The sequence below is a fragment of the Caulobacter sp. SRI_014 genome (assembly GCF_057586315.1).
This window is the reverse complement of sequence record NZ_JBYCZQ010000008.1, coordinates 81,692-100,637: the sequence shown is the minus strand read 5'-3', so window position 1 is coordinate 100,637 and position 18,946 is coordinate 81,692. Positions and strand designations below refer to the sequence as shown.

The following is an 18,946-nucleotide window of genomic DNA, read 5'->3' as shown; positions in this document are numbered from 1 at the left end:
GCCAATTCTTGAACGAAAGTCTTTCGTCCCCAGATAGCTGTCAGGCGAACAACCCCGGCCGTCGCGCGACGGGCGGGGTTTGGCGCTTCTAGAACCGGACGGTGGTCGTCAGCGTGGCCGACCGGGTGTCGCCCGGGATGGCCCAGCCGAAGCCGGAGTTGGAGCGGATGTTGGTGTAGTACTCCTCGTCCGTCAGGTTCTTGACGTTGAGCTGCAACCCGACCCGGTCGTTGATGGTCCAGGTGACCGCGGCGTTGAACAGCCAGTAGTCGTCCGAATACTTCTGCGGCGCGGCGGCCGTGCCGCGCTGGAAGCTGTACTCGCCGGCGTAGTTGGCGCCGACGCCGACCAGCCACGCATCGTTGATCTGCCAGCTGGTCCAGGCGTTGAACGCATGCTTCGGCGTCAGCGGGATCGGGTCGCCCTTCAGGAAGTCGACATCGTTCGGCGGCAGGGCCGTCGAGGCGACGTTCTGCAGGATCTCGCTGTCCAGGTATGTGTAGTTGGCGATCACCGTCCAGTTGGGCAGGATCTGGCCGCTGACGCCGACGGTGACGCCGCGCACGCGGCTCCTGCCGTCCTGTTGCTGCACCGGGATGGCCGGGTCGTTGGAGGCCAGGCGGATCTTGCTGCGCTCGTTCTGGAACACCGCGCCGGTCACCGACAGGCGGCCGTCCATCAGGTCCCACTTGGTCCCCAGTTCCCAGATCTCGCCTTCTTCCGGATCGAGCTGGCAGTTCTGGGCCGTGCCGGTCAGGGCGCAGCCGCTGTTGACTGTGGCCTGGGACGGGGTGCTGACGTTGCCGTAGGCCAGGTAGATCGTGCCGTTCTCCATCGGCTTGAACACCCCGCCGATACGGTAGGAGACCAGTGTCTCCTCGTTGCGGGCGGTCGGGGCGGTGGTGACCACCGGGCTGGCCGGCGGCGCGGGATAGGGCGTGGCGATGGTGGCCGAGGTGAACTCGCCCTCGTTGTTTTCCCAGCGGATGCCGGCGTTGATCGAGAACATCGGGCTGAACTCGATGTTGTCGAAGGCGTAGACCGCCTGGTTGCTCAGCTCGCCGTCGTTGATGGCGGTCTTGATGTAGTTGACCGGGCCCGACCAGACATTGTCCGGGTTGGCGATGTTCATGTTCGGCAGCACCGGGTTCGGCGTCGCGCCCAGCGGGTTGCGCAGGACGTTGCCGCCCTCGAAGTCGTAGGTCTCGTTGGAGAAGCTGACGCCGACGACCAGGTTGTGCTTCACCCCGCCGGTGTTGAACTTCCAGTTCAGGTCGGTCTGGTTGACCAGCTGGGTGTTGGAGCTGTCGCGCACGTTGCCGCGCGGACCGCTGAGGATGTACTGGCCGGGCGTGCCGCAGGCGGCGCCAGTCTGGGCATTGAAGCCGCTCGACAGGCACCAGGTCCCCTGCGGCGGATCGACGATCAGGAACTGGTCGACCTTCAGGTAGCGGCCGGTGTTGGTCAGGATCAGGTTGTCGCTGAATTCGTGGCGGACCTTGAAGGTGGCGCTGTCGACCGTGATCTCCTGGGTGTCCAGGTTGCGGTAGCCGTAATAGTTCGACGGGTTCACGCCGGGCAGCGGGCCGTTGAGGAAGGCCCCCGAAGCGTAGGGCACGCCGTAGCGCGGCGTGTTCTCGTCTTCCTGGTGGAACAGGGCGATCGTGAACTGGGTCTTGCCGCCCAGGCCGATGGTCAGGGACGGGGCGATGCCCCAGCGCTCGTATTTTTCGACATCGCGGCCGGGGACATCGTTCTGGTGGACCATGGCGTTGATGCGCAGGGCCACCTCGTCGCCGATCAGGATGTTGCTGTCGACCGTGCCGCGCAGATAGCCGTCCGTGCCGACCCCGGCGGTCAGGGTCGTGCGGTCCGTGCCGTAGGGGCTCTTGCTGACCAGGTTGATGTTGCCGCCGACCCCGCCCGAGCCGTTGTAGACGCCGTTCGACCCGTTCACGACCTCGATCTGCTGCAGATTGAAGGTGTCGGTGCGGCTGTACTGGGCGCTGTCGCGCAAGCCGTCGGTGGTGATGTCGTTGTTGGCGCTGTAGCCGCGCAGGTTGATGCTGTCGCCGTAGCCGCCGCCGCCCTCGCCGGCCCCGAAGGTGATGCCGGGCACGGTCTGCAGCACGTCGCGCAGGGTCAAGAGGTTCTGGTCGCGCAGGGTGCGCTCGGAGACCACGGTGATGGTCTGGGGGGTGTCGAGCGGGGCGGCGGTCAGCTTGGTGGAAGACGGCTTGTCCTTGGCGCCCTGGATGGTGACGCCCGAGACTTCGGCGGCGTCGTCGGCGGCGTCGGCGCTGGCGGTGACCATCGGCGCCTCGTCGGCGGCGAAGGCGGCGCCGGCCAGACCAAGGCCGGCGAGACCGGCGACGGCGGCGACGCTCAGGGCGCGCTTGGCGCGGGCGCTGACGCCCGCCGGCAACTTCGAACTCATTACTGTCTATCCCCAGACTTGAAACGGACCGCCCGCGACGCCCTGTCGCACGCGATTGCGAAGCGTTCTTAGTCGCAGCATTTCAAGCTTGCAATGAGAATCGTTCTCATTTGCGCATCAAATGTCGGGTCCCCGCCGAACCCGCCGATTGATAGTCGTTCGCAAAAGGGATAGCTGCGATGCATGCTGATCCAGATCGAGAATGTCCTGACCCCCGAACAGGTCGGCCGCTTCCAGGCCGCCCTGGCCGACGCCCCCTGGGCGGACGGTCGGGTGACGGCCGGCTACCAGTCGGCCCTGGCCAAGAACAACCTGCAGCTTCCCGAGACCAGCGCGGTGGCCCGCGCCCTCGGCGCCGAGATCGAGGCGGCCCTGGCCGCCAACCTGCTGTTCCAGTCGGCGGCCCTGCCGGCCCGCGTCTTCCCGCCGCTGTTCAACCGCTATGAGGGCGAGCACAGCTTCGGCGTCCACATCGACAACGCCCTGCGCACCCTGCCGGGCGGCGAGCGTCTGCGGACCGACCTGTCGGCGACCCTGTTCCTGACCGATCCCGACGACTATGACGGCGGCGAGTTGGTCATCGAGGATGTCTACGGCGCCCAGTCGGTGAAACTCACCGCCGGCTCGATGATCCTCTACCCGGCCACCAGCCTGCACCAGGTGACGCCGGTCACCCGCGGCGCCCGCACCGCCAGCTTCTTCTGGATCCAGAGCCACGTCCGCGACGATGCGGCCCGCTCCACCCTGTTCGACATGGACATGGCCATGCAGCGCCTGCGCCTGGACGTCGGCGACCAGCACCCCGGCCTGATCGCCCTGACTGGCGTCTACCACAACCTCCTGCGGCGCTGGGCCGAGACCTGAGGCCAAGGACAGTCTGGCCGGGGATCGAACGAACCATCGCCCGGCGCGTTTGAGGTCGCCGGCTCACGCCGGCCGTTCCCCCGCCGACGCCCCCTGAACCGCGGGCGGAACGAAAAAGGCTCCCCGGCAGCGATGCCGGGGAGCCTTTTGTCTATGGCCCCTGGTCGGGGCCCGCGACGGTGCGCCTAGACGCGGCCGCGACGGAAGACCAGGTGGTAGAGCAACAGCACCACCGCCGCGCCGACGACGGCGACGAACAGGCTGTAGAGGTTGAAGCCGGTTACCCCGGCGCTGCCGAACTGATTGAACAGCCAGCCGCCGACCACGGCCCCGACGACGCCGAGGACGAGGTCCATGACCAGGCCGCTGCCGGACTTGTTGATGAGCTTGCTGGCGATAAAGCCGGCCACGATGCCGAGGACGATCCAGGCGAGGATTGACATGAGGTTCTCCGAAGGTCGGCGACGATCGCGAACCCTTGGAATGTGGAGCGGTTGGGGCGGGGGTTTGTTCCGGGGAGGGCGCTTGCGCGCCTGAGACGTCGCCAGGCCACCTGTGGATCCACGTAAGCGATGGCGATCTGCAAGGACGGTACGTTGGGACCCAGCTTTGGGACCTGGCTGCCCGCGAGGATACGCCGATGCCTGTGTTTGGTATGCTCGGCGGATGACCTTGAACGACCAACACCGTCCAACCACCGAAGGCGGCTGCCTCTGCGGCCAGGTCCGCTTTCGCCTCCTCGACCGCCTGCCCCCCGTCGGCTTCTGCCACTGCTCCCAATGCCGCCGCGCCTCCGGGACCGGCTCGAACGCCGTGCTCAACGTCCGCCGCGAGCGGTTCGAGTGGCTCGGCGGCGAGGGCGGGCTGCGGCGGTTCGAGACGGCGTCCGGGTGGAGCCATACCTTCTGTGGCCAGTGCGGCTGTCCGATGCCGCAGCCGACGCCGGACGGGGGGCGGATGTTCGTGCCGGCCGGGGCGCTGGACGGCAATCCGGCGCTGCGCATCGCCGGCCATATCTTTGTCGGGTCGAAGCCGGACTGGGTGATGATCTGCGACGACTCTCCGCAGTTCGAGGCCCACGCAGACGGCTCCGGCTGAGGCTGTCGGCGGCGTCGGCGGGCAAGATGAATATGTCTAGACATAAGGATTCCGAGGCCGCCGGGCGCCCCGGTCCGGACGGTCACGGACCGACCGAACCAGGGTGGTTTCAGAGGGGTGGTCCGGTGGGTCTTCGAGGGGTCGAAACGACCTCTCCGGCCGACCTTGGGTTGGTCTCATGATGTTGAATTATAACGGTATTTATTCTGTCCGGCCTGCTATAATGGCAGGCGCTTCGATACGCCGGGGGCGAGGCCTCGACCACCCTCCCGGCCCCGGCCAATGACCCCACGGAGACGACCATGGACTTGAGGATCGCGGGCCGCACCGCCCTGATCGCCGGCGGCAGCGCCGGCATGGGCAAGGCCGCCGCCCTGGCGCTGGCCGGGGAGGGGGCGAGGATCGTGCTGTCGGCGCGCGGCGAGGCGCGGCTGACGGCGGCGGCGGCGGAGATCGCGGCGGCGACCGGCGCGGACGTGACGCCGGTGGTGGCCGACCATTCGACGGTGGAGGGCCGGGCGGCTTTGGCGGCGGCCTGTCCGCGCGCCGACATCCTGGTGATCAGTGTCTCGCCGCCGGCCCCGGTCGAGGACTTCCGGGCGATCGGCGAGGCGGACTGGCTGGGCTCGGTGTCCAGCGGGCTGATCGGGCCCGTGGAGCTGATCCGCCACTACAGCGAGGGCATGGTCGAGCAGCGCTGGGGTCGGATCGTCAGCATCGCCACGGTGGCGGCCAAGTATCCCAGCGAGATGCGGCTGCTGTCCGGGCCGGCGCGGTCGGCCCTGGTCAATTATGTGGCGGCGGTCGGCCGCAAGCTGGCGCGGCACAATGTGGCGATCAACAGCCTGTTGCCGGGCATGGTGGCGACCGATGGGCTGAAGGCTCTGCTCGAGGGAGTGGCCAGGGAGAATGGCGTGGGGGCGGAAGGCGCCGCCGAAATCTACGCCAAGCGGATGCGCATCCCGGCCCGGCGGGTCGCCGAGGCCGACGAGGTCGGCAAGGTCGTCGCCATGCTGTGCAGCGATTTCGCCGGCTATGTGGTCGGCCAGAGCCTGGTGGTCGATGGCGGGATGACCACCTCCCTGTTCTGATCAGGCCCGGCGGGCTCCGCTCCGCCACTGGAGGGCGACCTCGCAGAGCAGCAGGGGGACGATCCAGGTCAGCCAGAGCAGGGCGCCCGTGGTCACCGGGTCGATCTTGAACGGCAGGTAGCCGAGGCCCCGGCAGAAGACGAAGCTCCAGGTCAGGACATAGCTGCGGATCACCCAGTCGCGGTGGCTGTCGATCCGCCGGTTGAGGATGGCGCGGAAGGCCATGGCGGCGGTAATCAGCCAGGCGGCGGCCAGGGCGCCGGTGGCGTAGGCCAGGCCAAGGTCGTGGTGCACGTTGACGATGTTCAGCCCCAGGGCCGCCGTGGTGGTCGCCAGGCCGGTCAGCAGGTAGGCTCGGCCGATCCAGCGGTGGAAGCGGAACTGCCGGCGGGTCCAGCCGATCCACAGGGCTCCGGCCCCGGTGAACAGCATCACCGTGCCGGCGGCGGCGTGCAGGTAGGTCCAGGGGACATGGCCGGCGTGGCGGCCGATCGGGGTGGCGCTGGCCCCGAGGATAGGGATTGCGATGAGCCACCAGACGGGAAGGGCGGTGACCAGGGCGGCGACGAAGATCGCCGCAGGAAAGCGGGCGACCAGGTCGAGCGGTCGCCGTGTCTGCGTTGATTGCGTCATGGCGACCCCCGTCGTGAAGGGCCAACAGACACCGTCGTTCTTCGAAAGGCAATCGACGGGGGGCGGAGCCTTTCGGGTTGCGGGGGGTTTGAGTCGCCTTGGATCAACCGGAACAGGGTCATGCGCACCGCCAACCAATGCCTCGACAAGGCCACCGAACTGGAGTTCCGGGCCATGTTGTGTGAGGGGGCGGTGGCCGGCGACGACTTCCTGGATATGGCCCGGACCTGGCGGCGGCTGGCCTGCCTGGCGCAGATCCAGGATAACTACGACCAACAGCCGCTCGGCCGGGCGTGAGGTCTTAACGTCGCAGCCCCGGTTCCAGCGCGACTTTGTCGGCGGGTCGACTTATGATGGCCGCGGGGTGTTCATTCGGTCGAGATCGACCGCCGCCCCCGCGCTACAGATCGGTTCCGCCTTTCCGCCCATGATCAACCCCCTTCAGGGGATCGCGGAGGCCCAGACGCTCGCCCAGGCGATCGTCGACACCATCCATGAGCCGCTTCTGGTGCTGGACGGCAGCCTGCGCGTGATGGCCGCCAGCCGCGCCTTCTACGAGATTTTCAAGGTCGAGGAGGCCCATACGCGCGGCGTGCCGCTCTACGACCTGGGCGACGGGCAGTGGGATATTCCGGCCCTGCGATTGCTGCTGGAGACCATCATCCCCGAGAAGGCGGCGATGGACGACTTCGAGGTCAGCCACGATTTCCCGGGTGTCGGACCCCGCACCATGCTGCTGAACGCCCGCAAGGTGGTCTACGAGACCAGCAAGGACCACACCATCCTGCTGGCTTTCACCGACATCACCGCCCGGCGGGCGATGGAGAAGGAACTGGCCGAACTGCTGCTGCGCACCGAGTCGCTGCTCGAACAGAAACAGATCCTGCTGCAGGAAATGGAGCACCGGGTCGCCAACAGCCTGCAGATCATCGCCAGCATCCTGATGCTGAAGGCCCGGGCGGTGACCTCGCCGGAGACCAGGGATCATCTGCGCGACGCCCATCAACGGGTGATGAGTGTGGCGGCGGTGCAGTCGCACCTGCACGCCGTCGAAGGCATCGACGATATCGCGGTCGGCTCCTACTTGACCAAGCTCTGCGAAAGCCTTGGCCGTTCGATGATCGCCGAGGACCGGCCGATCGCGCTCGAGGTCATCGCCGACGAAGGGCGGATGAGCTCCACCCAGGCGGTCAGCATCGGGTTGATCGTCACCGAGCTGGTGATCAACGCGGTGAAGTACGCCTTTCCGACCGGACGGGACGGAGCGTGGGTGCGGGTCGGCTACGAGAGCAAGGGCGAGGACTGGAAGCTGACCGTCTGCGACAACGGCGTCGGCAAGCCGCTCTCGACCCCGGCCGGCTCGGTGGCCGGCGCGCCCGGCGGACTGGGAACCGTGATCGTCCAGGCCCTGGTCAAGCAACTGGACGCCCGACTGGAGGCGGAAAGCAGCGACAGCGGCATGACCGTTACGGTGGCGCGCGCGACCTTCATCTCCCGCAAGCCCTCGCTCGAATCCGCCGTCTGAGTTTCTGGCCCTAGGCCTGTTGTGAGGCGGTGGCGGCGAAGCCCGGGCGGACACCGGGTGGCCATCGATCAGCCAGCGCCAGCCGGCCAGGCTGCGGGTCGGCCACCAGACCTGGTCATAAAGCGAGTTCACCGCCGAAAAGTCGGACAGGTTGAGTGGGCGAAGGGCGAGATCGGTCATCGGGCAGCTCCGATTGCCCTATTTTGGGGCAATGAGTGTTGAATTCTCGAAGCGGAGAATACTACTTCTGAGCGCACTAGAGATTGCCGGCGCAGGGCGTTCTGTCGCGACCTGTTAATGCGACGCCCAAGGCGATTTTCAAGAACGCCGGTTTTTGATACAGGGCGTGGCGCCCGTTCGGGCTGTTTTGATCCAGTAGAGGCAAGCCGCATGGCCGGACAACCATCGGATATATTAAAGTATACATAGATATTCATCCGAACCATTCGACGGCGTTTACCGCAAGTCCGACGGGGGTGACCCAGTTCCGGTGAAAAAATGACAGTGTCGTCATGTATTCGTTTAAGCGTTGATTCATTACCCAATGGCAAAGCTGGGAAAAACAAGTCCATATGGGGCTATCCGATGTTGAAGCGCCCGTTTTACCTTGGAAACGCCGATGGCGCCGCCGCTCTGGAGTTTGCCCTCCTGACCCCGGCCCTGGTCGCCATGCTGGTCGGGATCGTCAGCTACGGCGGTTACTTTTGGCTATCGCATAGCGTGCAGCAGTCGGCGAACGACGGCGCTCGGGCGGCGGTCGCCGGCCTGAACAGGACCGAACGCGCCGAATTAGCGAAAGCCAGCGTCATCGAGGGCCTGCCCGGCTACGCCATCCTCGAGGCCAAGGCCGTGACCGTCGTTGTGACCGAGGATTCCGAGCGCATGACGGTCACGGTCAAGTACGACGCCTCGGGCACCCCGTTCTGGATTTTCCAGAAGATCATCCCGATGCCGTCCAGCACGATCGCCAGCAACGCCGTGGTCCGGCTGGGGGGCTACTGATGGCGTCCGTCCGAACGCGATGGCCGTTACGGCGGCTGGGCGGTGACCGGCGCGGTGGCGTGTCAATGATCGTCGCCCTGGCCGGGGCCATGCTGCTGGCCTCGGCGGCGGTCGGCATCGACCTGGGCTCCATCTACCTGGAGAGCCGCAAGCTGCAGGGCGTCGCCGATCTGGCCGCCCTCGCCGCCGCCAACGACATAGACAAGGCCCGCACCGCCGCCGAGGCGACCGTCGCCGCCAATGGCCTCGGCAGCAATGTGACGGTCGAGCTGGAGCTCGGCAGCTACATCCCCGACGCCTCGATCCCGGCCGCCCAGCGCTTCGTGGTCACCAACGTCAATCCATCGGCCGCCCGGGTGCGGCTGCGCAGCCAGGCCAGGCTGGCCTTCGGCGCCTTCGTCCTCGGCAAGCCCAGCGTCGCCATCAGCCGGGTCGGCGCGGCGGCCCAGACCCAGCTGGCCTCGTTCAGCATCGGCTCGCGCCTGGCGTCCCTGAACGGCGGGGTGGCCAACGCCCTGCTGAGCGGCCTGACCGGCAGCAACGTCAGTCTTTCGGTCATGGACTACAACGCTCTGGCCTCGGCGGATGTCGACCTCCTGCGCTACGTCCCGGCCCTGGCCACGCGGATGGACATGGAGGCGGCGACCTTCGACCAGGTGCTGGACAGCAAGGTCAGCGCGCCGACCGCCCTGAACGCGCTTGCCGACGTCCTGACAACCAATGGCAAGACCCAGGAAGCCGGCAGCATCCGCACGCTTGCCGCCGCTTCGGTCGGCGTGCCGGACCTGAAACTGTCCCACCTGCTGGATCTGGGCGTCTACGGCGATCAGGACCGGGTGACCGACAGCAGCCGGGCGACCATCGCGCTGAGCAGCCTCGACCTGGCCCGCGCCCTGCTGCTGACCGGGCAGGAAGGCCGCCAGGTGGCGCTGGACCTCTCGGCCGGCGCGCCCGGCCTGCTGGACGCCGGCGCCTGGCTGGCGATCGGCGAGCGGCCGAACAACTCACCCTGGCTGTCGGTGACCAGCGACAGGAACGTCATCCTGCGCACCGCCCAGACCCGCCTCTACATCGAGCTGGAGGCGATGCCGCTGGGGGCCGCGGGTCTGGGCTTCACCCGGGTGCGGTTGCCGGTGCTGGTCGAGCTGGCCGAGGGCCGGGCCAAGCTGGACGCCATCAGCTGCGCCAGCAATCAGGTCAGCGTCGCCGCCTCGCCCGGCATCGGCCGGCTGGCCATCGGCGAGATCGATGAGAGCAAGCTGAACAATTTCAAGAAGGGGCTGAGCGTCGACGCCGCCCGGTTCGTTGCCGTTCCCCTGTTGTCGGTCAGCGGCAAGGCCGACGTCAGCATCGGCGGCGAGGCCTGGCGGACCCTGACCTTCACCCAGAGCGACATCACTGACGGCGTCATCCGCACCGCCTCGACCCGCGACACGGCGGCGGCGACGCTGTCGAGCCTGATCGGCGACACCGACCTGACCGTGTCCCTGGCCGGCTTCGGGCTGAGCCCGCTGACCGGCGGCATCAAGACCTCGGTCGGCAATACCCTGGGCGCGCTGGCGACGCCGCTGGACGCGACCCTGAACGGGCTGACCGATCTGCTTGGGGTGCGCCTTGGGGAACTGGATGTGCGGGTGAATGGCCTGCGCTGCCGCGACGCGGCGCTGGTGGCCTAGAAGGGCCGATAGGGGAATGAGATGAAGCCGAGCCGAATGATCCTCGACGAGCCTCTGGGCCCGCCGACCCTGGACCTGCTCAATTCGCTGCAGGAGCCGCCGAAGGTGCGCGACCGGGTCCACACCCTGATGGCCCTCTACGCCTTCTCGCCGCCGAGCCGGCGCAACTTCATCCTTGATGAGGTGGAGCGGATGCTGATGGAGGAGGCTGGCCGGCTGGCCTCCGAACTCATCGACCTCGGCTGGTCGCCGCCGGCCGCGCCCGGAACAGCCGCCGGCCGAAGAAGATGACGGCGATCACGACGGCGAGGCCGATGACGATCCAGAGGGCGTCGAAATGCGCCACCTCGGCCCCCTTCGCGGCCAGGTAGCCGGGGGCCAGCATGACCGGCACCCAGATGAGGGCTGAGCCGACGTTGGCGACCTGAAAGCGCATCTGGTTCATCGCGGTCATCCCGGCGATCAGCGGCACGAAGGCCCGCACCGGCCCCAGGAAGCGGCACAGGTAGATCGATGCGGCGCCCCACCTGCGGAAAAACAGACGGGCGCGGGCGATGGTGCGGCGGCGGCGCTGCAGGGCCGGGCTGCGGAAGGCGCCGGGGCCGACGTGGCGGCCGATCCAGTAGCTGACCGCATCTCCGGCGACGGCCCCTGCCACGCACCAGGCGACGACGGCGACGGGATCGAGGATGCCGGCCGCGGCCAGGCCGCCGGCGATGACCATCAGGGCCGTGGCCGGGAAGAAGGCGCCGATGAAGGCCATCGACTCACCAAAGGTGATCAGACCCAGCACCGGTCCCGCCCAGACGGCGTTGCGGGCGATGAAGGCGCCGATGTCCTGGGCGAAGTGTTCCACTACCGCTCCCTGTGGCGCCTGGCGGCCAGCCAGAGAAGGCCGCCTGAGAGGGTGATCCAGGCGCCGGCCGCCATGGCCCAGGTCCCCGGGGTGGGCATGTAGCGCCAGGCCACGGCCGGCTTGCCGTCCGGCAGGGTGACCTCGGTGGTCGCCCCCTCCAGGCCGCCGCTCATCATGTTGTCGAGACCGAGCGGATCGCCGATCAGGGCGCGCATGACGGACTCCCCAACCCCGGTCGGATCGGCGACCAGCAGGATGTAGAGGACCGCGAAGCAGGCGCCCCACAGCCACCAGTTCCGCACGCCCACGCCGAGGGCGCAGCCGATCGTGTAGAAGACCGCCGCTGTGCCGATCGGGGCCAGCCAATGCCAGGTCTGCGGCGTCCAGCGGAACTGGCGCACGCCCTCCCAGGTGACATGACCTTCCGGTCCGGCCGGGGCCAGCAGCAGGTAGCGATCAAACCCCAGGTCGCCGCCGGAAATCAGCCCCATCGTGGCGATCCACAGCAGCGCCCAGGCGACCAGCCCCGCCACCCAGACACCGCCGGCCAGGCTGCGGATCAGGATGTGGCGGTCACGGGCAACGGGCAGGGTGGAGAGATGTCCGCCCTGGAACAGCTTCTGGCTGCTCCACAGGCTGAGGCCCATGGCCAGGGAGCCGAGCGCGACGATCGGTGTGGCCTCGAGCGGGAAGTCGACGGTCATCCGGTGGCGGATGATCCCCCACAGGGCGAAGCCGGTGAACATCACGAAGGCCGCGCCGAATACGGCGCCGGCGGGCCAGTAGGCGCGGCCGATCAGGCCCAGCTGCTCGGAGAACACCGCTGTGAACGACGGCGTCACCCTGGCGGTGGCGTGGGGGGAGGCGAGGGCGGCGTCCGTCATTGCTCAACTGAATCCTTGGCGCGCATCAGGGTGACGACGGCGTCGTCGAGGGTGAGGGGGGCGACATCGCGAACGACGCCACCGCTGTCGGTGATGCGGGCGGCCACATCGCTTTCTTCGCCCCAGACGGTCCAGTGGATCTCCCGGCCGAGCGAGGCGCGCTTCATGACCCCCGTGAGGTCGGCCGGCCCGACCCAGCCTTCAGGGCCCGTGGCCCGGTAGACGCGCAGTTTCCGCTGCAGGTCCTCGCGGGGAAGCTGGGCCAGGAGTTGACCCTCGCGCAGCACGCCGATGTGGTCGGCGATCCGCTCGACCTCATAGATCAGGTGGGTGGAGACAAGCACCGTGCAGCCGGTGTCGGCCAGGTGCTCGGCGATCAGGCCCATGACCTCGTCGCGGGCCACAGGATCCAGCCCGTCGGTTGGTTCGTCGAGCATCAACAGCCGCGGGCGGCGTGCCAGGGCGGCGATCAGCTGCACGCGGCGGGCCTGGCCCTTGGAAAGACCCCCGAGCTTCTTGTCGGGGCGGATGTCCAGCCGACGGGTCAGCTGGTCGGCGTAGGCCTGGTCCCAGCGCGGATAGTAGCTGGCCATGTGATCCATCAGCCGGCCGACGCTCATCCAGCGATAGCCGATCTGGTGGGTCTCGGGCACGTAGCCCACCTCGGCGCGGACCGTCGGTCCCTCGCGGCGCGGATCGAGGCCCAGAACGCTCGCCTTGCCGTCACTGGCCGGGATCAGGTTGAGCAGGATGCGCAGCAGGCTGCTCTTGCCCGCCCCGTTCGCCCCGGCCAGCAGGTAGACCCCGCCCTCCGGCGCGATCAGATCGATGCCGGCCAGGGCGGTTTCCTTGCCGTAGCGCTTTATCAGCCCCTGTGTGGATATCGCAGGAGCACCCGCGACCTCGGCATGGAAGCCCGGAACCTGACGTTTCAAGGTGGAGGTGGTCATTCTGCGGCTCTGGGCGTGTTGGCCGCGTCCCGGACGGCGGCGATGAGGTCGTCGGCGCTGAGGCCGTGGCGGTGGGCGTCGAGCAGGGCGCGGGCGGCGACCTCGCGGACGATGGCCTCGCGGTCCGGCGCGGTGGCCGGCCGGTCGGCGACAAAGGTGCCCTGGCCCCGACGGACATAGACAACCCCATCGCGCTCAAGTTCGCGGTAGGCCTGGGCGACGGTGTTGGGGTTGAGGCGCAGATCCCCGGCCAGTTGGCGAACCGACGGCAACGGATCCTCCGGCCGCAGGGCCCCCAGCACCAGGGCGCGGCGCACCTCGTCCATGATCTGGACGTAGATCGGCCGGGCGTCGGTCGTGTTGATGGCGATATGCAACAGCTAGAGACCTAGTGTATCGGTGGACCAGTACACTAGTTGTGCAATCGGCGACCGTCAAGCGCCCGGCGTCAGAACACGTCGGCGGCGTCTTCCTGTCCGGGCGGCGGCCCGAACTCATTGGCCTCCGGCTGGCCGCGCGCGCAGCCTAGCCAGGCCACGAACCCCAGGGTCAAGGCCAGCGGCACGGTCCCCATGATCAACCCCCGCAGTTCCGGATCAGGTCTGGCCAGCGCCACGACGACGCCGAGGACAAAGCTGCCACCAATGGGAATCAGGCCGAGGGCGCCCGGCAGGCCAAGGTCGTGGAAGCGGCGGGCGGCGTAGAACAGCCAGAGGGGAAGGGTCAGCAGATTCCCCCAGATCGGCGAAAACCCGAACTGGCTGCCGATCAGGGTCACCGCGACGGCGACCACGACCTGAATGGCAAAGCCGATCCAGAATTCCTTTCGGTCGCCGCGCCCGGCGAAATTCTCGCCGATCAGCCTGAACAGTCTTCCCACGCCGCGACTCCCCTGGCGGCCATGCTGGCACGGGCGCCGGGCCCGCGACAGGCCCGTCCTCTTGCGTGGGCCGCGCGTTGCCTTAGGTAGAGGCCTTCCGCCGACGTTCGTTTCTTGAAGAGGTATCCTTGGCGCGCGACCCCTATCTGGAGCTGGGTGTTTCCCGCAGCGCGTCGTCGGACGATATCCGCAAGGCGTTCCGCAAGCTGGCCAAGCAGTACCACCCCGACGCCAACCCCGGCGACAAGTCGGCGGAGGAGAAGTTCAAGCGCGTCTCGGGCGCCTTCGACATCGTCGGCGACGAGGAAAAGCGCAAGAAATTCGATCGCGGCGAGATCGACGCCGAGGGCCGCGAGCAGAGCCCGTTCGGCCGTGGCGGCTTCGGCGGCGGCTCCGGTCCCTCCGGCTGGTCGCCGCGCGGTCCGGGCGGCGGCCAGGGCCCCGAAGGCGTCGACCTCAATGATATCCTCGGCGAGATGTTCGGCCGGGGCGGTCCGGGCGGCGGGCGCAATCCCGGCGGCTTCGGCGGCTTCTCCACCAAGGGCCAGGACGTCCGGGCCAAGATCGACATCGATCTGGAAGACGCCATCCGGGGCACGAAGAAGCGCATCGCCTTCTCCGACGGCCGGACCATTGAGGTGGCGATCCCAAAGGGCGCCCAGGACGGCCAGACCCTGCGCCTGAAGGGGCAGGGCGCCCCCGGACGCGGCGGCCCGGGCGATGCGCTGATCGACCTCAGCATCCGCACCCACCCCATCTATCGGCGCGAGGGCGACACCCTGATCATGGATGTGCCGATCACGGTTCCGGACGCGGTGCTGGGCGGCAAGGTCGAGGCCCCGACGCCGGACGGCAACGTCTCGCTCACCGTGCCCAAGGGCAGCAACAGTGGCCAGCAGCTGCGGCTCAAGGGGCGGGGCTTCATCGACGCGAAAGGCAAACGCGGCGACCTCGTCGCCCGGCTGGTCGTCACCCTGCCCGACGTGGCCGGCCCGGAACTTGAGCAGTTCGCTCAGGAGTGGAAGGCCAAGCGCCCCTACGCCGCCAAACGGCGCTGATCCCTCGCCTGATGAGCGCGGCCCCGTGACACGCCGCCGCACAGATTGCATAACCTGTTCATTCAGCCGCCATTCAGACGGCGGGCCCTAGAAGCACAGGCATGAAACGTCTCGTCGCCCTTTTTGCAGCCGCGCTCCTCACCGCCGCCATCCCCGTGGCGGCGGACGCTCAGGGCCGTGGGAAAGGCAATCGCGACGACCGCCAGGAACAGAAGGGCGGCTACGACGCCCCCCGCGAACGGGAAATCCCCCTGTCGCAGCTGATCCGCATGGTCGAGAGCCGCACCGGCGGCGAGTACGTCAACGCCAATCCCCGCATGCAGGGCGGCCGCAAATACTACTGGATGCGGTTGCGCTTCCCCGGCGGCCGATTCGAAGACTTCATGGTCGACGCGGCCACGGGCCAGTTCTAGGGTTCAATCCATGCGCATTCTGCTCGTTGAAGACGACCCCGATCTGTCGCGCCAGCTGAAGCTGGCCCTCGGGGACGCCGGCTATGCCGTCGATCACGCCCCGGACGGCGAGGAAGGCCACTTCCTCGGCGAGACCGAGCCCTATGATGCGGTCATCCTCGACCTTGGCCTGCCCAAGATCGACGGCGTGTCTGTGCTGGAAAAGTGGCGGCGTGAGAACGTCGCCACCCCGGTGCTGATCCTCACCGCCCGCGACAACTGGAGCCAGAAGGTCGCCGGCTTCGACGCCGGGGCCGACGACTACCTGACCAAGCCGTTCCACACAGAGGAACTGCTGGCCCGCCTGCGCGCCCTGGTCCGCCGGTCGGCCGGCCACGCCAGCCCGCAGCTGTCCTGCGGCGGCCTGCGCCTCGACCCGCGCGCGGCCCGCGCTTCGGTCAATGGTGAGCCTCTGCGCCTGACCTCGCTGGAGTACCGGCTGCTGCACTACATGATGATGCACCAGGGCCGGGTGATCAGCCGCACCGAACTGGTCGAGCACCTGTACGACCAGGACTTCGACCGCGACTCCAACACCATCGAGGTGTTCATCGGCCGGGTGCGCAAGAAGATCGGCCAGGACCGCATCGAAACCGTGCGTGGTCTCGGCTATCGCATCATGGCCCTCGAGGGTGAGAGCGACGCGTGAGCGACGCGCGCGATAAAGCGCGAAAACGCACGCCCTTCTTCTGGCGCCTGAGGCGCTCCTCGCTCGTCCTGCGGCTGGTGCTGCTGGCCGGGGTGTGGAGCATCGGCATGCTGGTGCTGGCCGGTTTCGGCCTCAACCACCTGTTCCGCCAGGCCTCCGTCCAGCGCTTCGAGGCCGGCCTCGAAGAGTCCATCCGTGGCCTGCAGGCCGAAACCACCGTCGACAACGGCCAGGTCTACGCCCCGCCGATGACCGACGTGCGGGCCTATCGCCCCTACAGCGGCTTCTATTGGCAGATCGCCGAGATCGACGCCAAGGGCGTGGTCAAACCCCTGGTCGAGTCGCGCTCCATCTGGGACAGCAACCTCGCTGTCCCCGCCGGCATCGGCGCCGCGGCGGCCAAGACCCCCGGAACCAGCGTCTATTTCGACACCGTCGACCCCTTGGGCAAACGGCTGCATGCCGCCGCCCAGGTCGGCTCCATTCCCGGCAGGGACAAGCCGGTGGTGTTCATGGCCGCCGAGAACCGCGAGTCGATCGATGCGGCCGCCAACCGGTTCGTCGCCGTCATCGTCGGCGCCCTGGTGGTCCTCGGCGCCGGGCTGATCCTTGCCGTCTATCTGCAGGTCCGCGTCGGTCTGGCCCCCATGTTTGGCCTGCGCCGCGAGGTCGCCCTGGTCCGCCGGGGCAAGGCCGAACGGCTGGTCGGCGAGTATCCGGCCGAACTGGCGCCCCTGGCCGGCGAGCTCAACGCCCTGATCACCCACAACCAGGATGTCGTCGAACGCCAACGCACCCACGTCGGCAACCTGGCCCATGCCCTGAAGACGCCGCTGGCGGTGATGCTGACCGAGGCTCGCTCGACCCCGGGTCAGCTGTCCGACATCGTCGAACGCCAGGCCGAGGCCATGCGGGCCCATGTCGAACACCACCTGCGCCGCGCCCGCGCCGCCGCCCGCTCGCAAAGCACCGGCGAGCGCACCGACGTCGCGGAGGTGCTGGACGAACTGGCTGTGACCATGGAGCGGATCTTCCAGGACAAGGGCGTCACCATCGACTGGCGCGCGCCCGACGACCTCTGTTTCCGGGGCGAGCGTCAGGACCTGCAGGAGCTGGTCGGCAACATCCTCGAGAACGCCGGCATCTGGTGCAAACGCAACATCCGGGCGACCGCAGACATCGCCGGCCCCGACTGGCTGAGCATCACCATCGAGGACGACGGGCCGGGCCTGCCGGCCGAACGCCGGGAGGAAGTCATCAAGCGCGGCGCCCGTCTGGACGAGAGCGCCCCGGGTTCGGGTCTGGGCCTGGCCATCGTCGATGAACTGGCCCGCGCCTATGGAGGCGACCTGGTGCTGGACGACAGCGCGCTCGGTGGCCTGAAGGTGGCGGTCAAATTGCCGCGGGCCGAAGGCTGAATGGACGGTTTCGGCCTTCATTAACCACCAATACGCCATTTTGGTTACCGCCGCCGTTCCGCGCGGCTTTGGGCGTGACCAATGGGCGAGCTTTCGCCGGCCAAGGCTGGATTGCTCCGGATGCTGATCGACAGCGCGCCCGACGGCGTTCTGCGCAAGCTGGAACACGCCCTGTCCGACGACGCCGTGCGTGACGGCCCCCTGGGCTCGGTCTGGATGCTGGTCGACCGCGAGGCCAAGGACCGCTCCCTGCGCAACATGGCCCTGGCCCCCATCGTCGGCCTGTTCTGCGGGCCGATGACGCAGTTTCCGCCCGGCCATCTGGGCAAGATCTGGCGCCACCTGAAGACCTCCTACCCGGGGCCGGTCGCCCTGGCCCAGATGTCGGCCTCTGCCTACAACCCCGAAGACATCGATCCGGCCAGCTTCGACGCCCTCTGCCAGTTGGCCGCCCAGGATCTGGAGGCCGACGAGCGGCCCTCCGCCCTGGCCGATATCGACGCCGCCCGTCTGCTGCCGGCCCTGGCCCTGGCCCCGATCGTTCGCCGCTGCCTGCCGCATCTGACGGACTGGCTGGCCCGCATGGACCAGGAACGCCGCGCCGCCGCCCGCCTGGCCTACCGCGACAGCGTCGCCATCGCTCCGGACGCCGGGCCTCTGTTCTTCCAGATGCTGGCCTCGCGCATGGGTGAGCCGAGCCAGATTCTGCGGATCATCTCGGCGGTGATGGACCGGCCAAGCGAGCGCTATCTGGCCGACTCCGACCTGGCCTCCTTCGGGGTCATGGTCATGGACAGCATCGACACCCACCTGACCGCCGTCCGCAACTTCGACACCAGCGGCGGCGAGGCCGCCGGCCGGGCTGCCGGCCGCTCGGTGCACTACGCCGCCACGGCGATCGCCGAGCTGGAAGAGGCCGTGCAGCTGAACAAGGACGGCGAGTGGGGCAGGCGTCTGGGCGGCCAGAAGCGCGGCCTTGCCCTGTCAGTCGAAGGGCGGCTGAAGGAAATCGAGGCCGCCGTTGGCCACGCCTTGCCGGTGCAGGCCCTCCGCTACAGCGCCCGGCTGATCAAGGCCGCCCCGAAACTGTCGCAGGATCCCGATCCCAGGGCGGTCGGTCACGCCATGAGCCTGTTGGCCTTCTCCGAGGAGGTCCGCTCCTGCGCCGACACCGGCGGCTTCGGCGCGACCCGGACACGTATCCTCGAGGCGGTCGACAAGCACATCGACCCCTACGTCGAGGACGCACTGGAACATCTGCGTTCCGGCGAAGTCGACGACCCGGACCGGGTGCGCGCCTACCTGGCCATCGCCGCCGATATCCTGACCCTGTCGAAGGGCGACAAGGACGCGCAGATCGTCCGCCGACGACTGGCGGCAGCCTGAGACCAGGCTTTCGCTCTTGCGCTGGATCAAGGCGCAACTCACCTGAAGCTGTAGCTGGATCGACCTGCGGCCCGCCGTGCCGCGGCC

General features: G+C 68.2%; 21 protein-coding genes. 13 read left to right on the top strand and 8 right to left on the bottom strand.

Annotated features, from left to right (window positions below):
* Positions 1–88: 88 nt before the first annotated feature.
* A complete protein-coding gene (locus AC2YG9_RS17015) occupies positions 89–2,437 on the bottom strand; it encodes a TonB-dependent receptor (protein ID WP_487299175.1) in 2,349 nt (782 codons plus the stop codon).
* 183 nt (positions 2,438–2,620) lie between these two features.
* On the opposite strand from AC2YG9_RS17015, the gene AC2YG9_RS17010 reads away from it, so the two are divergent.
* Positions 2,621–3,301 carry a Fe2+-dependent dioxygenase gene (locus AC2YG9_RS17010; protein ID WP_487299174.1) on the top strand — a complete coding sequence of 227 codons (681 nt, stop codon included), beginning with the start codon at positions 2,621–2,623 and terminating at the stop codon, positions 3,299–3,301.
* A gap of 185 nt (positions 3,302–3,486) precedes the next feature.
* Here the strand turns inward: AC2YG9_RS17010 and AC2YG9_RS17005 are convergent, their stop codons facing one another.
* Positions 3,487–3,744 (bottom strand): GlsB/YeaQ/YmgE family stress response membrane protein, encoded by a 258-nt coding sequence (locus AC2YG9_RS17005; protein WP_487299173.1) that lies wholly within the window; start codon positions 3,742–3,744, stop codon positions 3,487–3,489.
* Positions 3,745–3,973: 229 nt separating this feature from the next.
* Between AC2YG9_RS17005 and AC2YG9_RS17000 the strand changes: the two genes are divergently transcribed.
* Positions 3,974–4,399, top strand: coding sequence for a GFA family protein (locus AC2YG9_RS17000; protein WP_487299172.1), 426 nt, complete (start codon positions 3,974–3,976; stop codon positions 4,397–4,399).
* A 302-nt stretch (positions 4,400–4,701) separates the two neighbouring features.
* Positions 4,702–5,490: an SDR family oxidoreductase gene (locus tag AC2YG9_RS16995; protein ID WP_487299171.1), complete on the top strand. Its 789-nt coding sequence runs from the start codon at positions 4,702–4,704 to the stop codon at positions 5,488–5,490.
* Here AC2YG9_RS16995 and AC2YG9_RS16990 read toward each other — a convergent pair whose 3' ends face one another.
* Positions 5,491–6,123, bottom strand: a complete 633-nt coding sequence (locus tag AC2YG9_RS16990; RefSeq protein WP_487299170.1) for a DUF2306 domain-containing protein — start codon at positions 6,121–6,123, stop codon at positions 5,491–5,493.
* Positions 6,124–6,243: 120 nt separating this feature from the next.
* On the opposite strand from AC2YG9_RS16990, the gene AC2YG9_RS16985 reads away from it, so the two are divergent.
* From AC2YG9_RS16985 to AC2YG9_RS16965, 5 genes are all read left to right on the top strand, one after another.
* Positions 6,244–6,420 carry a hypothetical protein gene (locus AC2YG9_RS16985; protein WP_487299169.1) on the top strand — a complete coding sequence of 59 codons (177 nt, stop codon included), beginning with the start codon at positions 6,244–6,246 and terminating at the stop codon, positions 6,418–6,420.
* A gap of 130 nt (positions 6,421–6,550) precedes the next feature.
* Positions 6,551–7,648, top strand: coding sequence for a sensor histidine kinase (locus AC2YG9_RS16980; protein ID WP_487299168.1), 1,098 nt, complete (start codon positions 6,551–6,553; stop codon positions 7,646–7,648).
* A gap of 585 nt (positions 7,649–8,233) precedes the next feature.
* On the top strand, positions 8,234–8,650 hold the full coding sequence (locus tag AC2YG9_RS16975; RefSeq protein ID WP_487299167.1) for a TadE/TadG family type IV pilus assembly protein: 417 nt from the start codon (positions 8,234–8,236) through the stop codon (positions 8,648–8,650).
* Positions 8,651–8,715: 65 nt separating this feature from the next.
* On the top strand, positions 8,716–10,326 hold the full coding sequence (locus tag AC2YG9_RS16970) for a pilus assembly protein TadG-related protein (protein WP_487299166.1): 1,611 nt from the start codon (positions 8,716–8,718) through the stop codon (positions 10,324–10,326).
* 21 nt (positions 10,327–10,347) lie between these two features.
* Entirely contained in the window at positions 10,348–10,617 is a 270-nt protein-coding gene (locus AC2YG9_RS16965; protein ID WP_487299165.1) for a hypothetical protein, read from the top strand.
* On the opposite strand, the gene AC2YG9_RS16960 is transcribed toward AC2YG9_RS16965, so the two are convergent.
* From AC2YG9_RS16960 to AC2YG9_RS16940, 5 genes are all read right to left on the bottom strand, one after another.
* A complete protein-coding gene (locus AC2YG9_RS16960; RefSeq protein ID WP_487299164.1) occupies positions 10,556–11,182 on the bottom strand; it encodes a DedA family protein in 627 nt (208 codons plus the stop codon). The two genes, AC2YG9_RS16965 and AC2YG9_RS16960, sit on opposite strands and share 62 nt — an antisense overlap.
* The gene (locus tag AC2YG9_RS16955; RefSeq protein WP_487299163.1) at positions 11,182–12,066 is read right to left on the bottom strand and encodes a hypothetical protein; all 885 of its coding nucleotides are present in this window, start codon (positions 12,064–12,066) and stop codon (positions 11,182–11,184) included. The genes AC2YG9_RS16960 and AC2YG9_RS16955 overlap by 1 nt, the downstream gene beginning before the upstream one ends.
* Complete coding sequence (locus AC2YG9_RS16950; protein ID WP_487299162.1) at positions 12,063–13,016, bottom strand: ABC transporter ATP-binding protein; 954 nt, start codon at positions 13,014–13,016, stop codon at positions 12,063–12,065. Before AC2YG9_RS16950 ends, AC2YG9_RS16955 begins: the two co-directional genes overlap by 4 nt.
* Positions 13,013–13,393, bottom strand: coding sequence for a GntR family transcriptional regulator (locus tag AC2YG9_RS16945; RefSeq protein ID WP_487299161.1), 381 nt, complete (start codon positions 13,391–13,393; stop codon positions 13,013–13,015). Before AC2YG9_RS16945 ends, AC2YG9_RS16950 begins: the two co-directional genes overlap by 4 nt.
* Before the next feature lie 71 nt (positions 13,394–13,464).
* Positions 13,465–13,896, bottom strand: coding sequence for a DUF805 domain-containing protein (locus tag AC2YG9_RS16940; RefSeq protein WP_487299160.1), 432 nt, complete (start codon positions 13,894–13,896; stop codon positions 13,465–13,467).
* A gap of 128 nt (positions 13,897–14,024) precedes the next feature.
* Here AC2YG9_RS16940 and AC2YG9_RS16935 point away from each other — a divergent pair, with 128 nt between their 5' ends.
* The 5 genes from AC2YG9_RS16935 to AC2YG9_RS16915 all read left to right on the top strand — a co-directional run bounded on the left by AC2YG9_RS16935 (position 14,025) and on the right by AC2YG9_RS16915 (position 18,859).
* Entirely contained in the window at positions 14,025–14,954 is a 930-nt protein-coding gene (locus tag AC2YG9_RS16935; RefSeq protein WP_487299159.1) for a DnaJ C-terminal domain-containing protein, read from the top strand.
* 101 nt (positions 14,955–15,055) lie between these two features.
* Positions 15,056–15,367, top strand: a complete 312-nt coding sequence (locus AC2YG9_RS16930; protein ID WP_487299158.1) for a PepSY domain-containing protein — start codon at positions 15,056–15,058, stop codon at positions 15,365–15,367.
* A 10-nt stretch (positions 15,368–15,377) separates the two neighbouring features.
* Complete coding sequence (locus AC2YG9_RS16925) at positions 15,378–16,055, top strand: response regulator transcription factor (RefSeq protein ID WP_487299157.1); 678 nt, start codon at positions 15,378–15,380, stop codon at positions 16,053–16,055.
* Complete coding sequence (locus AC2YG9_RS16920; RefSeq protein ID WP_487299156.1) at positions 16,052–17,473, top strand: ATP-binding protein; 1,422 nt, start codon at positions 16,052–16,054, stop codon at positions 17,471–17,473. Before AC2YG9_RS16925 ends, AC2YG9_RS16920 begins: the two co-directional genes overlap by 4 nt.
* 81 nt (positions 17,474–17,554) lie before the next feature.
* Positions 17,555–18,859: a hypothetical protein gene (locus AC2YG9_RS16915; RefSeq protein WP_487299155.1), complete on the top strand. Its 1,305-nt coding sequence runs from the start codon at positions 17,555–17,557 to the stop codon at positions 18,857–18,859.
* The last annotated feature ends 87 nt before the right edge of the window (positions 18,860–18,946 follow it).

Bases quoted from the DNA above. Each gene is read 5' to 3' on its own strand.
- AC2YG9_RS17015 (WP_487299175.1), bottom strand. From the start codon at position 2,437: ATGAGTTCGAAGTTGCCGGCGGGCGTCAGCGCCCGCGCCAAGCGCGCC.
- AC2YG9_RS16995 (WP_487299171.1), top strand. From the start codon at position 4,702: ATGGACTTGAGGATCGCGGGCCGCACCGCCCTGATCGCCGGCGGCAGC.
- AC2YG9_RS16950 (WP_487299162.1), bottom strand. From the start codon at position 13,016: ATGACCACCTCCACCTTGAAACGTCAGGTTCCGGGCTTCCATGCCGAG.
- AC2YG9_RS17005 (WP_487299173.1), bottom strand. From the start codon at position 3,744: ATGTCAATCCTCGCCTGGATCGTCCTCGGCATCGTGGCCGGCTTTATC.
- AC2YG9_RS16915 (WP_487299155.1), top strand. From the start codon at position 17,555: ATGGGCGAGCTTTCGCCGGCCAAGGCTGGATTGCTCCGGATGCTGATC.
- AC2YG9_RS16965 (WP_487299165.1), top strand. From the start codon at position 10,348: ATGAAGCCGAGCCGAATGATCCTCGACGAGCCTCTGGGCCCGCCGACC.
- AC2YG9_RS17010 (WP_487299174.1), top strand. From the start codon at position 2,621: ATGCTGATCCAGATCGAGAATGTCCTGACCCCCGAACAGGTCGGCCGC.
- AC2YG9_RS16955 (WP_487299163.1), bottom strand. From the start codon at position 12,066: ATGACGGACGCCGCCCTCGCCTCCCCCCACGCCACCGCCAGGGTGACG.
- AC2YG9_RS16980 (WP_487299168.1), top strand. From the start codon at position 6,551: ATGATCAACCCCCTTCAGGGGATCGCGGAGGCCCAGACGCTCGCCCAG.
- AC2YG9_RS16975 (WP_487299167.1), top strand. From the start codon at position 8,234: ATGTTGAAGCGCCCGTTTTACCTTGGAAACGCCGATGGCGCCGCCGCT.
- AC2YG9_RS16985 (WP_487299169.1), top strand. From the start codon at position 6,244: ATGCGCACCGCCAACCAATGCCTCGACAAGGCCACCGAACTGGAGTTC.
- AC2YG9_RS16925 (WP_487299157.1), top strand. From the start codon at position 15,378: ATGCGCATTCTGCTCGTTGAAGACGACCCCGATCTGTCGCGCCAGCTG.
- AC2YG9_RS16970 (WP_487299166.1), top strand. From the start codon at position 8,716: ATGATCGTCGCCCTGGCCGGGGCCATGCTGCTGGCCTCGGCGGCGGTC.
- AC2YG9_RS16990 (WP_487299170.1), bottom strand. From the start codon at position 6,123: ATGACGCAATCAACGCAGACACGGCGACCGCTCGACCTGGTCGCCCGC.
- AC2YG9_RS16930 (WP_487299158.1), top strand. From the start codon at position 15,056: ATGAAACGTCTCGTCGCCCTTTTTGCAGCCGCGCTCCTCACCGCCGCC.